The organism is Microcystis sp. CS-574, assembly GCF_028329095.1.
Taxonomy (GTDB): Bacteria; Cyanobacteriota; Cyanobacteriia; order Cyanobacteriales; family Microcystaceae; genus Microcystis; species Microcystis ichthyoblabe_A.
Genome location: NZ_JAQMSY010000100.1, coordinates 1 through 12,770 on the forward strand (window position 1 = coordinate 1; position 12,770 = coordinate 12,770).

Consider the following 12,770-nt stretch of genomic DNA (forward strand, 5'->3'; position numbering starts at 1 on the left):
CGTCCTTCCCGTTTAGTTGCTTCCTTCCATTCCTGATAGGTTTGAGATAAAGTCATAAACACCTCTCTATCCTCAGTTTCTAGGATGTTATTTATTTCCATACTAACCCGCCAACTAATTAATAATTCCAGTACATTTTCCCAGAAAGCATTAGAACTCTTGCAAATTAATTATATGTTATAATGCTGGGTTAACTAATTTTTTGGGGAAAATTAGTTAATTGGTACATCGGGGTGAGAGCATCTCAAACGCTAAAAAAGGTAAAGATTTCGGCTCTTCGTTACTTGTTATGGTTCGATAGGGGGGCATAAATTGACTAAATCCTTCTCTGGCAAGAGACTTAATTGATGAGTTCGCTCTAGATAAAAAACAATTGACAAAAATCGCCAAATGCCTTTCTACATAAGGGTTCCATCCCTTATAACCCCAGTCCATTGCATAACACAAACCGGAGAACCAAGATTTCCATTATACCATAAAAAAATTATGCAAGATGTATATTATTGTAGGGACGAATTGCCTTCGCTCCTACAATAATAATTATTAACGGTATTAGCAGAGGATTGTTGATTACTTTCCTCTAGTTTTTTCGGCCCAAACTTTGCTGGGTAATCCCCAAACATAGATGAAACCTTCGGCAGCTTTATGATCAAACTGATCCTCGGCTCCGTAGGTAGCTAAATCGGGAGAATAGATAGAATTGACTGACTGACGACCGACCACTTTAGCGTTACCTTTAAACAGTTTCACTCGCACCGATCCCGTTACCTGTTCTTGGGTTTTGAGGATAAAAGCATCGATCGCTTCCTTTAAGGGACTGTACCACAATCCTTTATAAATTAACTGTCCGTAGGTATCTTCAATTCCCCGTTTATATTGGGTAACATCTCCAGTTAAAGTTAAACTTTCTAAGTCCCGGTGAGCATCAATTAAAACTAATAAAGCCGGGGCCTCGTAAATTTCTCGCGATTTAATTCCCACTACCCGGTTTTCGATCATATCTAAACGACCAACACCGTGTTTACCCACTAGGTCATTTAATTGACTAATTAGCGTGACAGAATCGAGATTTTCTCCGTTTAAACTGACAGGAATACCCTGATTAAAACCAATATCGACGTATTCCGGCTCGTTGGGAGTATCGGCGATCGCTTTGGTCATTAGATAGATTTCTTCCGGGGGTTCCGTCATCGGATCTTCCAAGGGACCGGCTTCAATACTGCGCCCCAACAGGTTACGATCGATACTAAAAGGCGAGGATTTTTTCACAGGGGACTCGATCCCGAATTTTTCCCCGTAGGCGATGGTTTCTTCCCGGCTCATGCCCCATTCCCGGGCGGGAGCGAGAACTTTTAAACTAGGATTAAGGGTCATAATGCCCACATCAAAACGCACTTGATCGTTACCTTTGCCAGTGCAACCGTGAGCGACGGCATCGGCCCCGTATTTCTCGGCGGCCTCTACTAATAATTTAGCGATTAAAGGACGAGCCAGGGCGGTAGAAAGGGGATAACGATTTTCGTAGAGAGCATTAGCTTGAATTGAGGGAAAAGCGTATTCTTTGACGAATTCTTCCTGAGCATTGACCACTAAGGATTCGATCGCTCCGCAGCGCAGAGCCTTTTCTTGAATTGGTCCTAATTCGTCTCCCTGTCCTAAATCGGCGGCTAGGGTAATCACTTCTTCTACTCCCCATTCCTGTTTGAGATAGGGAATACAGACGGAAGTATCGACTCCTCCGGAATAAGCTAAAACCACTCTCTTGGCGCGTCCCATAATTTTTTCACCTAAAAACGACTAATTGATTACTCTTTTAAGTTTATTATATATCTTGGGGATTGGATGCTTCTTTTTTAATGCTTTTTTGTTTAGTTTTTGATGAAGAAAAGGAATAGTAAGTCACGAGCAAAGAGCCAAAACTAAACAGGCAACCGGCCGCTATTTACGTTTACTGGCAGCACGACGGGGGGATTTTTTCGGAGCGGTATTTGGGGGATTATCGTTAGTTTTATCTTTAAATATTGGAATAGTAAAATGAAACTGACTGCCGTTATTTTTGCCCCTCGATTCTGCCCAAATTTCGCCGCCCCAACCATTAACGATCTGACGACAGATAGCCAGTCCTAAACCGGTTCCCCCAGCACTGCGTCGCAGGGCCCCCTCCTCTTGGTAAAAGCGATCGAAAACCTGTTCTAAAAGATTGGGTTCGATCCCGCGTCCGGTGTCAGAAATCGTCACTTCTAGAGTTTTTGGTTTTCCCAAAGCGACTTCGATCGAGACATTTCCCTCCCGTCCGGTAAACTTACAGGCATTATCGAGAAGTTTGGAGAGTAATTCCACTAACCACTCGCCATCGGCTAAAACAAAGGGCAGATTAGGGGGGACAAGATTGCTAATTTTTGGATTTTCGTTGTCGAGATTGCGGGAGTGAACGTGACTGATGGCTAATTCTACACATTCCGATAAGGATAAAGCTTCAGGATTCCAATTAACCCGGCCACTTTCTAACCTGGAAAGAGTTAAAAAATCTTGGATTAATTTACGCATTCGTTCCGCATCTTTCAGGGCAGTATCAAGCATAATTTGGCGCATTTCCGCCGGCATATCCGGTTCCGAGGCCAAACTTTCTAGACAGACTTGAATGGTGGACAGGGGGGTGCGTAATTCGTGGCCGGTAATGGCGACTAAATTAGAACGAGTGCGATCGAGGGCGGCTAATTGTTCATTTAAATCCTGTAAATTAGCGTAGGCTTCTGCTTGAATGAGGGCGACTCCGATTTGAGTGGCCACCGCGTCCACCAGGGCGACATCCTCGCTTTTCCAAGTGGTGGTATAGGGTCCACAGTGATGCAGTTCCAACATTCCCAAGAGACGACTTTGGTAAAAAATCGGTACTAATAACCAGGAATAGATGGAACATTCCCGCACCAGATTTTGAATGGAATCCCCGGGGAGACGGGGATCGTGAATAGCGTCTTCAATTTTCAGGGATTCTCTCAATTCCAGCGCTTCCTGAAAAAGAGGATTATTTTTCAGAGGCCATTTTTGTCCTTTGATGGAACTAATGCCGGAGTTTAAAAATTCGTGTTCGATGGTGGCGTTAATGTCGGCTTCCTTACAACGATAGACCACGCAGCGACAGACTCCCAATCCCTCCCCCAATTTCCGCACTGCCACCTGGAGGATATCTTCCGGATCGAGGGAACGACGGATCGCCGCTGTCACCGAGTTGATCAGTCTTTCTTTGTGTTCTTTCGATGCCAGGGAACGATTGGCTTTCAGCAGTTTATACTGTCCCGCTTGCAAATAAGTGACCAATCGCTGGACAAAGGGATCCGGTTCCTCTTGATGATCCCTATCCGTCAGTTCACAGATCAGGTATTCTTCTTGAGCGCGCCTAATTTTGTCCGCCAGTTCGGGACGATAATCGAGAATATGATTTAAGAGAATTTGGGCGGCCTGTTGACTCACATGGCGATCACTCGTCCAAATCCCCTCAAAACGGCGATTATTATCCATAGCTGCCCTATTTTCCCCTTCGGCTACCAGATGGGTTCGCTCCCGACAGATTAAACAACTAGCATAATGGCGACTGATAACCACTAGATGCCATTCTTGGGCTAAACTGTCGTCCGGTTGAAAAGCGATCGTCTCGCAAACGTCGGAACTATGCTTAAAATCGGTTTCTGGGGCTGACAAAACATAAACTTGCCCGCTTTTGTGGGCAATGCGTCGGTAGCGATGGGCCTCTTGACGATAAAAGCGCTCACGCTGAAAACTGGCAATCACTAACGGTTGATCGTCTTCCGCTAAAACCTGATCCTCCATGGCGTGGGATAGCGCGGTCAGGGATGCTTTGAAGTACATCTGCGATCGCCATTGGGGGAGTAACTGCAACAGTTCTGTTAAAACAGAAGTTGATCTGCTCATCGATGATCTGTTTCGAGTCGAGTGTGACTAGCAAGCGCAATAGAGGGAACTAGCAATTTCTCCCTTGACCCTATCCTACAGGCTCAAGGGGACAAGAGGTGAGATCGTGTCGTGATCGCAAGAAATTTAAACCGAGTGATGCCAAAAAGTGAGGGAAATTATTCTAGTTAACTAGAGGTTGCTGAATAAATCTAAAAACCTTGTTGGGTAAGACTTTTAGACTTTTGAGAAATCAAAAAGTGCCAGCCGTTGCGGAGATCGGGGGGAAAATTCAGGTACTTTTTCCCTGAAAATTAGGTAACTGACTACCTCAAAATCGGTAAAACCCCACACCCTACACCCCACACCCTGCCCCCACGAGAAACTTTTTGCCGCAAACCCTAACTAGATGTAGGCGACTTTCATTGCCCAAAGGATCAGAGCAATAATACTACCGATAACGATAATCGACGATATCGCCACTACTGCCGGTTTATCGGCTCCCTCGAATTTCATGATGCCACGATTTAAGTCTGACATTGCTTTTAACTCCTTTTCATGAGATGGATAAGGTATGAGACACTTTCGGATCATAAATTAGCGAACTCTCATCTATCCGTGTTATTAGAAATTGGTATCATTCGGCTGTCTTTAATCATTCTAGGCGTTCTTTTCCTTCTTGGCCTTCTCCTTGAGGCTATTTTAAGAATTGTCTTCGGGTTCGGTAATCCGCTTATTTACAAAGCCGATGCCGAAATTGGCTATCTTTTGGCTCCTAATCAACAAACGCGCCGGTTTTCCAATTTTATCGCCGTTAATCAGTATTCGATGCGGAGCGATCCGATTACACCCCAAAGGCCCCCAGAGACGACGAGAATAATGTTAATCGGTGATTCGATCGCTAATGGCTCCTGGTGGACAGATCAAAAAGAGACCATTTCTGCTTTAATCACCAAAAATTTAGGACAAAATCTGACAGGTTCGGTGCAAGTTCTCAATGCTTCGGCTAATTCGTGGGGACCGCGCAATCAATTGGCCTATCTGCGACGTTTCGGCACCTTTGAATCTCAGGTGATTGTGTTATTAATGAACACCGATGATCTGTTCGCTTTAGCTCCTAGTTCGGCGGTGGTGGGACGAGAAATTAATTATCCCGCTCGCCGGCCGGCTTTAGCTTTAATCGAATTATACGATCGATATTTTAAGCGTTATCCTCCCCTGTCACCAGTGCAAGAAGGAGGCGATCGAGTGGGCAATAATTTAACCGCTCTTGCCCAAATTCAAGCCCTTGCTCAGGCTAATCAAGCCCGTTTAATTATCGCTATTACTCCCCTCATTCGCGAAGCTCAAAAACAGGGGCGAGATTATGAATTAAAAGCCCGTCAAAGACTAGCAGATTTCACCAGCAACCAGCAGATTTTTTATCTAGATTTTCTGCCCATTTTTCAGGCCAATCCTAATCCTGATTCCCTCTATCGCGATAATATTCATCTTAGTCGAGACGGTAACGAGTTAATTAGTCAAAAACTGGCCGAGGCAATCAAAAAAGTCTTTTAATTAGGGTTTACTGAAAAAGTTATCAGTTATCAGTTATCAGTTAAGTAGGTAGGTATTAAAAACTTTCATATCCCCCCGCCTATCGGCACCCCCCTTATCAAGGGGGGCAGGGGGGATCGAACCTCAAATACATTTTTAATATAATTATAAGTAGTCGTGCAAAATTAATTTCCTAGTGAAGATAGGCAAGAGGCAAAAGGCAAAAGGCAAGAGCGGGGTTAGATATGTGTAATTAATTTTGCTTAGGTACTTAACCAGCTACTTATCAGTTATCAGTTATCAGTTATCGGTTCACTGTTTACTGTTCACTGAAAATACACCCCACTTCCCTAACAACCATACCAAAGCTTTTCTATCTGTTTTGCTAGGGCCAATAACTCAGAGCGATCGCTTGTATCCCTTAAGAGGGTGACATGGCCTAATTTTCGACCGGGACGGGACTTTTTACCATACCAAAAAAGGTGAGCGTCTGGAATTGCCGCTAAAACTGCTCTTTTTTCCCCATAATCACCGTCACTATCCTCAAAACCCAATAGATTAACCATGACTGCCCCGGCAGATTTTAAATCCGTGGCTCCGAGGGGCAAATTAGCCACTGCTTGCAGTTGTAGGGAAAATTGGGAGGTAAGACAGGCAGAAAGGCTGTAATGACCCGAATTATGGGTACGGGGAGCGATTTCATTAATCAATACCTCCCCCTGCGGAGTGACAAATAACTCGATCCCGAAAACACCCACCGCCGACAAACTACTTAACAGATGATGGGCGATAGGTTCGGTTTGAGCCTGTAAAGATTGGTTAAGAGCGGCGGGAGCGATTACCCAGTGACAGACTTGCTCCTCTTGATAGGTTTCCACCACGGGATAGGTGACGATTTCCCCGGTTAATCCCCTAGCGGCAACGATGGCTAATTCGCGCTCGTAGGGAATATAAGCTTCTAACATCAAGTCAAGACGCTCTAATTGCGGCTTTTTGGCGTTTAATTCTTCAGGAGTGCGGATAATAAAGGTTCCCTGACCATCATAACCGTGTCGTCGTGCTTTCAGCACTAGCGGAAAAGGATAATTTTCTAATTGGGATAAATTATCTATCGCCCAAAAATCAGGCACAGGCAACCCTAGGGAGCGTAAATAACATCTTTGCTCGTATTTATCCAATAGGGGGCGCAGATTTGCCAAACTAGGATAGAATTTCACTCCTGTGGCCGCTAATTCTTCTAGGGCATCTAAATTAACAAACTCATTTTCAAACGTGATCAGATCACAATGTTGAGCTAGTTTTTTTGTGCCTTCCGCGTCAGCTATTTCCGCAAAGACAACCCCGTCAGCTAAAGCAACGGCGGGATCGTCGGGGTGTGGTGTTTGTACAATTAGAGAAATGCCTAATTTCTTGGCTTCCTGTGCCATCATCCATGCTAATTGTCCACCACCAATAACACCAACCCTTGTTTGCATCATTGATCACATCCTAAAGATTCCGGGGTAGAGATGCCGGTTTTTGAGTTGACACCCTCGGCTCTTTCACAGAGATTTTTGATTTGTTGAGCGTCAAGCACGGCAAAACTAAAATCAGCACCGTTGATATTGACTCCCTCGAAAATGGTGCGCAGCATGATCGCTTCGGAAAAAATGGCATCGCTTAAATCGGAATTTTTAAAGGTACTCAGATAGGCTAACCCATTGGTTAAGTCCGCTCCATGAAAGTTGCCTTCGATGATAGAGGCTCCGTTAAACACTGCCCCGCGCAAATCGGCAGAGCTAAAGTTAGAATCTTGCAGATTAACGTTAGTAAATTGGGCAGATTGCAAATTTTGTCCCGAAAAATCCTTTCCTGTCAGATTCTGGTTTTCATAACTGGCATTGGCTCCTGTGACAGCAGCAGAACTGGCCGCTAAGGCATTGACAGGAGAGAGGATAAATAGTAAGGCAAAAAAAGCGATCGCTAATCGAAAGATAGTCTTCATTGGCGGAAAATTCCATCAGTGGGCATTCTTGATTTTATAGCAGTAAGTCATCAGCCGTCAGCTTTCCGCTGGCCGCGAGAAATTGCTGGCACACAAACCTTTATAATAGCTGTCTGAGCTTATACTGTCATGCAATTTGGTCTAAACAAAAATATTTAAGCCACAGGCCCTCAGCTTTCAGCTAAATAAGGTAAAAGACAAAAGTTAATTAATTTTCTCTCTCCTGACTTCTATTTCTAAGGACAATTTCTGATTTATACAAGAGGTTTGATGGATACACCGCAACTTTTATTCAATGGTTTAGCCGTCGGTAGTATTATTGCTCTGGCTGCTGTCGGGTTAACCCTTACCTGTGGCATTTTGCGTCTGTCTAATTTTGCCCACGGCGATTTTATGACTTTAGGTGCTTACATAACTTGGCTGGTAAATGCTCAAGGGATTAATCTCTGGTTAGCGATGCCGGTGGGGGCAGCGGTGACAGCTATTGCCATGCTCATTGCCGAGAGATTATTATGGAAACCTATGCGCGATCGACGGGCTGACTCTACCACTTTAATTATTATTTCGATCGGTTTGGCTTTATTTCTTCGCAATGGTATTTTAATGATCTGGGGCGGCAGTAATCAACGCTACGATCTCCCTGTGATGACCGCTACAGAAATTTTGGGGATTAAAGTAGCTTTCGATCGCTTGTTAGTTATTGGTTTGGCAATTATAGTTATTATTGCCCTCCATTTTTTATTACAAAAAACTAAGATCGGTAAGGCGATGCGTGCCGTAGCTGACAGCAACGATTTAGCTAGAGTAACTGGAATTAACGTCGAATGGGTTGTCTTCTGGACATGGATAATTACCGGAGTTTTAACTGCTTTAGCTGGAGGGATGTTCGGGTTAATTACCGGGGGAGTACGTCCCAATATGGGCTGGTTTTTAATCTTACCAATGTTTGCGGCCGTTATTTTAGGTGGTATTGGTAATCCCTACGGAGCGATTGCTGGAGCTTTAATTATTGGTGTTGCTCAAGAAATTAGTGTTCCCTTAATTGGTTCTGATTATAAATTAGCCGTGGCTTTATTAATTATGATCTTGCTGTTATTATTCCGCCCTCAAGGTTTATTTAAAGGCACGGTTTAACAGTTATCAGTTATCAGTTATCAGATGTAAGTTTTAAGTTATTTATTTATCTTCATCTTTATCCCTGTTTACTGTTTACTGGACGGCTACGCCGTGCCTTTGGCAACACTGAAAAGCCCAATCTTTAATCCTGAATATATTCTTCCCCGGTGATTAAAGCGTATTCAGCGCGGGTAAATTCTCGACCTAAATAAGCAGCATGATCGAACATAGTAATCGGACAAGGTTGGGTTTCTTCGATCACTTTGACGGCTAATTCTTTGGCGGTTCTCGCGGTGTAAATAGACTCAGGATTGCGATCAAGTTTTTGCCTAACACCGATAACTTTTCCCGTTTCTGGATCGACGGCTAAACCTTTTTCATTGATAATATTGCTGTAATGTTTGGCACAGATTAACCCAGCTTCTCGGTCGAGATAAATAATAAAATATCCTGCGGGATCGAGAGCGATCGGACGTTTGGAAAGTTGATGATCAATAGCGGTGATTTGGGATTTTAATTCGCTCATTTTCTTGACAAAATCACTTAAATAGGGTTTGCTGAAAAAGTTTGTTGGTGGGGCTAGGAGTCAGTAGCCGGTCGTCAGGAGTCAGTAGCCGGTCGTTTCAGGCTTTGTTGCCCTTCTTTTTTTGTACCAGTCTATGTACTACAAGAAGAATAATGCAAGGTTTTTGAATGTCCCAATCCTATATTCTTGCACTAACATTGGATTTTAACAGGTCAAAAGCCTTATTTTAAAAGGGTTTTACCATTATTCAGCAAGCCCTAAATATGTAGTTGAAAGCAAGAGCAAATTATATCACATACCATCATCCTTGTCCTCTCCTCTGGCAACAGGAGGATAAACTCAGAAAAACATAAACAGGGACACTTGTAGAGTAACCCAAGGGCTAGTATGATTGTCTGCTGCGAGACGAATAGCACTGCCCGGAAACGCCACCGAACCAACCCCCTGAAGCAAGAAATTTTGAGACAGATAATATCGCCCAATTAACAGTAATTCATGGCCAAGATCATAGGATTTTAGCGTCTGGAGGGCGGGATTACCCCCTAATACCAATTCTCCAAAGTCTGACTACAGAAGTTTAATCCCCCTAAATCCCCCTTAAAAAGGGGAACTTAAAGGGGGATTTAAATTCGATGTGTAGTTTTCATTTAGAGAAATGGTATAACCGTAACCTTTCAGGGGGGAACAGAAGCGCTGTATTGGCTAAAAAAAGAAAAAGCTACCACCATCAAGGTGACAGCTAAGGGACTTGCGCTTTGATAATGTACCTTTTGGGCGAACGCAGTTCGCCCCTACATTGTGGACAAAATCCGTTACTGTAGGGGCGCAAGCATTCATTGGTGTCAACTTAAGGGAAGAGGTTCCCATATTTGTCGATGGAGAGCCTCTTTCTCTCGATGTCGCTGACGTTCAGCTTTAATCAGTCCAAAAAGTTGAGCGCGTTCGGCTAAATAGCTGATTACATCTGGGTTTTCGCCCCTCCAGAAAGCCTTTGCTACATAGTAAAGGCTTCTAAAAACCATCTCGACAGAAATTTTTTCTTGCGGCTGATGGAGAGCGACAGCCACATCTTGAACTATCTGAGTGAGAACAGTATAGAAAATCAAGGTAGTGAGAATTTGGATTTGTACGCCGTTAGTGTGTCCAACCCATAAATAGGCCAGTCCTAAGAGTCGCTTGGTTAAGAGAAAAGCTTCTTCTATCTGCCATCTTCTTCTATACAAATCACAAACTTCCTCAGCGGATAGTTGTTGAGAATCAAGCACGTTTGTCAAATAATCATACCAAGTATTTCCCCAAAGAACTGAGGGCTCTTCTGGTTTCTGTGTGGAAACGAGGGCTCTTCTGGTTTATGTGTGGAAACGAAGCCTATACTGATAGTTTCTTCGGCAAAATAGTCGTAAAAGTCCTTCTCAGTCAACATTTCACGATTCCATAAGCAAAAATTATCACACAAAGTCGAGAAGAGCCAAACGAGGTCTATATTGATAGTTTATTTAACAAAATAGTCCTAAAAGTCTTTCCCAGTAAACATTTCACGATTTAATAAGCAAAAATTATCACACAAAGTCGAGAAGAGCCAACTGAGACTAATCTGACGGTCGAATGGCAAGGATTAGAGCGATACTGACCGAGGGTAATAATCTCATCTCGGTAAAGTTTTCCTGCGGACAAAACTTGCTTTATTTGGTAAGATGTTTTCCCCCTCATGCGGGTAAGAAAATATTTTCCTTCCTTAGTAAATTGGTCAAACCACGGAAAACTAAAAAAGCCTAGGTCAACGACTAGCAAGCCTGATGTAGGTAGCTCATTTATTAATTGTTCTGCCCATACTTTATCGTTACATTTCTCATTTTTCTGATACCATACTGTCACAGGTACTTGCGTAAATGCCTCAACAATCATCATTATTCTTCCAGCCAATTTCCCAGATTCCTTCTCGGAAGCTTTCAGGCTTTTCCTCAGCTGCTCTAGGGTTGAGCCATCGGCTATCCAAATAACACTGAATTTTTCTCTCACCTTTTGCCATTTCTCAGCTATGCTAATTTTACCTGACATTTCTTTTCTTTTTTCTAAAATATTTCTCAGCAGCAATACAAAGATTTCCGTAGGTAAGCTCATCAATCTTTTGGATACAGCTTGCTTACTTACTTTTAGAGGTTCTACCCAGAGTAATCCTTCCTCTTTTCAGACTCTTACAGCTTCACTTAATCCCGCTATCTGGCAATAGACTAAGCTTACCAATAAGGCGACCACCACGGGTAAGGTTAATAATCTATCTCTCATGATTTTTTCATGATTTCCTCGCATATATTTTAGCGGCGTAAATAATCTTGGCTCTAGGTATTTTTTAAGTTCTTCTATTACTTGTGGGATTTCTGGGCTTGGGCATTGATGTGGTCGCCGCAAATCTGGAACCCCCTGTTTTCTCGGTCGTTGCTTAGAGCGCTTTTTCACTGACCCACCTCTGACTTCCCCACCCTATTTTACCATTTTTTACTTCCTTCCTCTTGGATAATCAGCTACCTTTTATAATTAAGCTTCTTGCTTAAGTTGACACCAATGGCAAGCCTTGCGCCCCTACAGTAACGGATTTTGTCCACAATGTAGGGGCGAACTGCGTTCGCCCAAAAGGTACATTATCAAAGCGCAAGTCCCTAACCCTTCTTCTGCTTTACGACGGCTAACCAGACCGGGTAAAACTTGGTGTCCTGCGTGAACCCATTTGCCAAATTCTTCTGCCGCACCCTGATAATCCTTGAGGTTAAGTTTATGGAGTAGGGTAGAGCCTGCAAGAGTTCCTAATCCTAAGTTAAAGGCAAACGAAACTAATGCGTCATATTGATCCTGGTTAATGGGGACTTTGACCAGATTGGATACTCCAGCTTCAAAGGTTTCTAGGTCTTGTTCGAGAAGATTTTCGGCTTCTGATCCGGTAATTGTCATTCCTGCGTGAACACCTTTGGTATGGCCATAACCAATTGTCCATACTCCAACAGTATCTTGGTAAGCGTTGAGTTTTACCCCTTCAAAGTGTTTAATGAGATCGATTCCTTTTTGGCTAATTTTCATGGCTTTTGCTCCTGTTTATTGATGGAGAAAATGATTTGAGATTGTTAGTAACGGTAGGATGTGTGGCTCTTTGGTTTGTGTTATGCAATGGACGGGGGTTATAAGGGATGGAACCCTTATATAGAAAGGCATTTAGCGATTTTTGTTAATTATTTTCGATCTAGAGCTAACTAATCAATTAAATCCCTTGCCAGATAAGGATTTAGTCGATTTATGCCCCCCTATCGAACCATACCAAGTAACGAAGAGCCGGATGTGTTAGCGTAACGCATCACAATTTAGATTAAAGTGTTTTGAAAAAGTAAAAGGTGCGTGGGTGCGTGGGGCGCACCCTACGCGATCGGCGATCACTCTTTTTCGTACAATTCGTTGTCAGGGCCAATTAACCCTGGCTCTTCGGAAATTGTTATGCAAATAATTAACTTAAAATAAAATTCGATGAGAGTACCTAAGCTCAAAAGTAGCTGAAATTCATACAGGGAAGGCCTTAAGGCACAAACAGGTTAATGCCAAAAGATAGACAATTGAGTTAAGATTTGATATAATTGCCAAAAACGAGATTATTTTACTTATGATACTTGACAAATTTTTGAACCTACAAGGAACCTGTATTCAAGGCTATCGACA

At 43.1% G+C, this 12,770-nt stretch carries 12 protein-coding genes; 2 read left to right on the forward strand and 10 right to left on the reverse strand.

The window, feature by feature from the left end:
• Nucleotides 1–570 precede the first annotated feature (570 nt).
• The 3 genes from PN470_RS07935 to PN470_RS07945 all read right to left on the reverse strand — a co-directional run bounded on the left by PN470_RS07935 (nt 571) and on the right by PN470_RS07945 (nt 4,449).
• Nucleotides 571–1,776, reverse strand: coding sequence for an argininosuccinate synthase (locus PN470_RS07935; RefSeq protein ID WP_002736083.1), 1,206 nt, complete (start codon nt 1,774–1,776; stop codon nt 571–573).
• Nucleotides 1,777–1,938: 162 nt separating this feature from the next.
• A complete protein-coding gene (locus PN470_RS07940; protein ID WP_271938616.1) occupies nt 1,939–3,930 on the reverse strand; it encodes a DICT sensory domain-containing protein in 1,992 nt (663 codons plus the stop codon).
• A gap of 384 nt (nt 3,931–4,314) precedes the next feature.
• A complete protein-coding gene (locus tag PN470_RS07945; RefSeq protein ID WP_002736350.1) occupies nt 4,315–4,449 on the reverse strand; it encodes a hypothetical protein in 135 nt (44 codons plus the stop codon).
• A 78-nt stretch (nt 4,450–4,527) separates the two neighbouring features.
• Between PN470_RS07945 and PN470_RS07950 the strand changes: the two genes are divergently transcribed.
• Entirely contained in the window at nt 4,528–5,466 is a 939-nt protein-coding gene (locus tag PN470_RS07950; RefSeq protein WP_103112064.1) for an SGNH/GDSL hydrolase family protein, read from the forward strand.
• Nucleotides 5,467–5,795: 329 nt separating this feature from the next.
• Here PN470_RS07950 and PN470_RS07955 read toward each other — a convergent pair whose 3' ends face one another.
• Nucleotides 5,796–6,923 (reverse strand): 5-(carboxyamino)imidazole ribonucleotide synthase, encoded by a 1,128-nt coding sequence (locus PN470_RS07955; RefSeq protein WP_271938619.1) that lies wholly within the window; start codon nt 6,921–6,923, stop codon nt 5,796–5,798.
• Entirely contained in the window at nt 6,920–7,429 is a 510-nt protein-coding gene (locus PN470_RS07960) for a pentapeptide repeat-containing protein (protein WP_002738151.1), read from the reverse strand. Before PN470_RS07960 ends, PN470_RS07955 begins: the two co-directional genes overlap by 4 nt.
• A 270-nt stretch (nt 7,430–7,699) precedes the next feature.
• On the opposite strand from PN470_RS07960, the gene PN470_RS07965 reads away from it, so the two are divergent.
• Entirely contained in the window at nt 7,700–8,563 is an 864-nt protein-coding gene (locus PN470_RS07965; RefSeq protein WP_002736961.1) for a branched-chain amino acid ABC transporter permease, read from the forward strand.
• A 124-nt stretch (nt 8,564–8,687) separates the two neighbouring features.
• On the opposite strand, the gene PN470_RS07970 is transcribed toward PN470_RS07965, so the two are convergent.
• From PN470_RS07970 to PN470_RS07985, 5 genes are all read right to left on the reverse strand, one after another.
• Complete coding sequence (locus PN470_RS07970; protein ID WP_002735883.1) at nt 8,688–9,071, reverse strand: DUF4346 domain-containing protein; 384 nt, start codon at nt 9,069–9,071, stop codon at nt 8,688–8,690.
• A gap of 842 nt (nt 9,072–9,913) precedes the next feature.
• A complete protein-coding gene (locus tag PN470_RS07975) occupies nt 9,914–10,336 on the reverse strand; it encodes a transposase (RefSeq protein WP_420372282.1) in 423 nt (140 codons plus the stop codon).
• Between the two features lie 5 nt (nt 10,337–10,341).
• Nucleotides 10,342–10,527, reverse strand: a complete 186-nt coding sequence (locus PN470_RS22125) for a hypothetical protein (RefSeq protein ID WP_334310428.1) — start codon at nt 10,525–10,527, stop codon at nt 10,342–10,344.
• 86 nt (nt 10,528–10,613) lie between these two features.
• Nucleotides 10,614–11,192, reverse strand: coding sequence for a transposase (locus PN470_RS07980; RefSeq protein ID WP_271938624.1), 579 nt, complete (start codon nt 11,190–11,192; stop codon nt 10,614–10,616).
• Between the two features lie 459 nt (nt 11,193–11,651).
• Nucleotides 11,652–12,143 (reverse strand): lysozyme, encoded by a 492-nt coding sequence (locus tag PN470_RS07985; protein WP_016514703.1) that lies wholly within the window; start codon nt 12,141–12,143, stop codon nt 11,652–11,654.
• Between the last annotated feature and the right edge of the window lie 627 nt (nt 12,144–12,770).

What these genes read in the sequence shown, in the direction of transcription:
- PN470_RS07935 (WP_002736083.1), bottom strand. Translation starts at nt 1,776, where the DNA reads ATGGGACGCGCCAAGAGAGTGGTTTTAGCTTATTCCGGAGGAGTCGAT.
- PN470_RS07940 (WP_271938616.1), bottom strand. Translation starts at nt 3,930, where the DNA reads ATGAGCAGATCAACTTCTGTTTTAACAGAACTGTTGCAGTTACTCCCC.
- PN470_RS07945 (WP_002736350.1), bottom strand. Translation starts at nt 4,449, where the DNA reads ATGTCAGACTTAAATCGTGGCATCATGAAATTCGAGGGAGCCGATAAA.
- PN470_RS07955 (WP_271938619.1), bottom strand. Translation starts at nt 6,923, where the DNA reads ATGATGCAAACAAGGGTTGGTGTTATTGGTGGTGGACAATTAGCATGG.
- PN470_RS07960 (WP_002738151.1), bottom strand. Translation starts at nt 7,429, where the DNA reads ATGAAGACTATCTTTCGATTAGCGATCGCTTTTTTTGCCTTACTATTT.
- PN470_RS07965 (WP_002736961.1), top strand. Translation starts at nt 7,700, where the DNA reads ATGGATACACCGCAACTTTTATTCAATGGTTTAGCCGTCGGTAGTATT.
- PN470_RS07970 (WP_002735883.1), bottom strand. Translation starts at nt 9,071, where the DNA reads ATGAGCGAATTAAAATCCCAAATCACCGCTATTGATCATCAACTTTCC.
- PN470_RS07980 (WP_271938624.1), bottom strand. Translation starts at nt 11,192, where the DNA reads ATGAGCTTACCTACGGAAATCTTTGTATTGCTGCTGAGAAATATTTTA.
- PN470_RS07985 (WP_016514703.1), bottom strand. Translation starts at nt 12,143, where the DNA reads ATGAAAATTAGCCAAAAAGGAATCGATCTCATTAAACACTTTGAAGGG.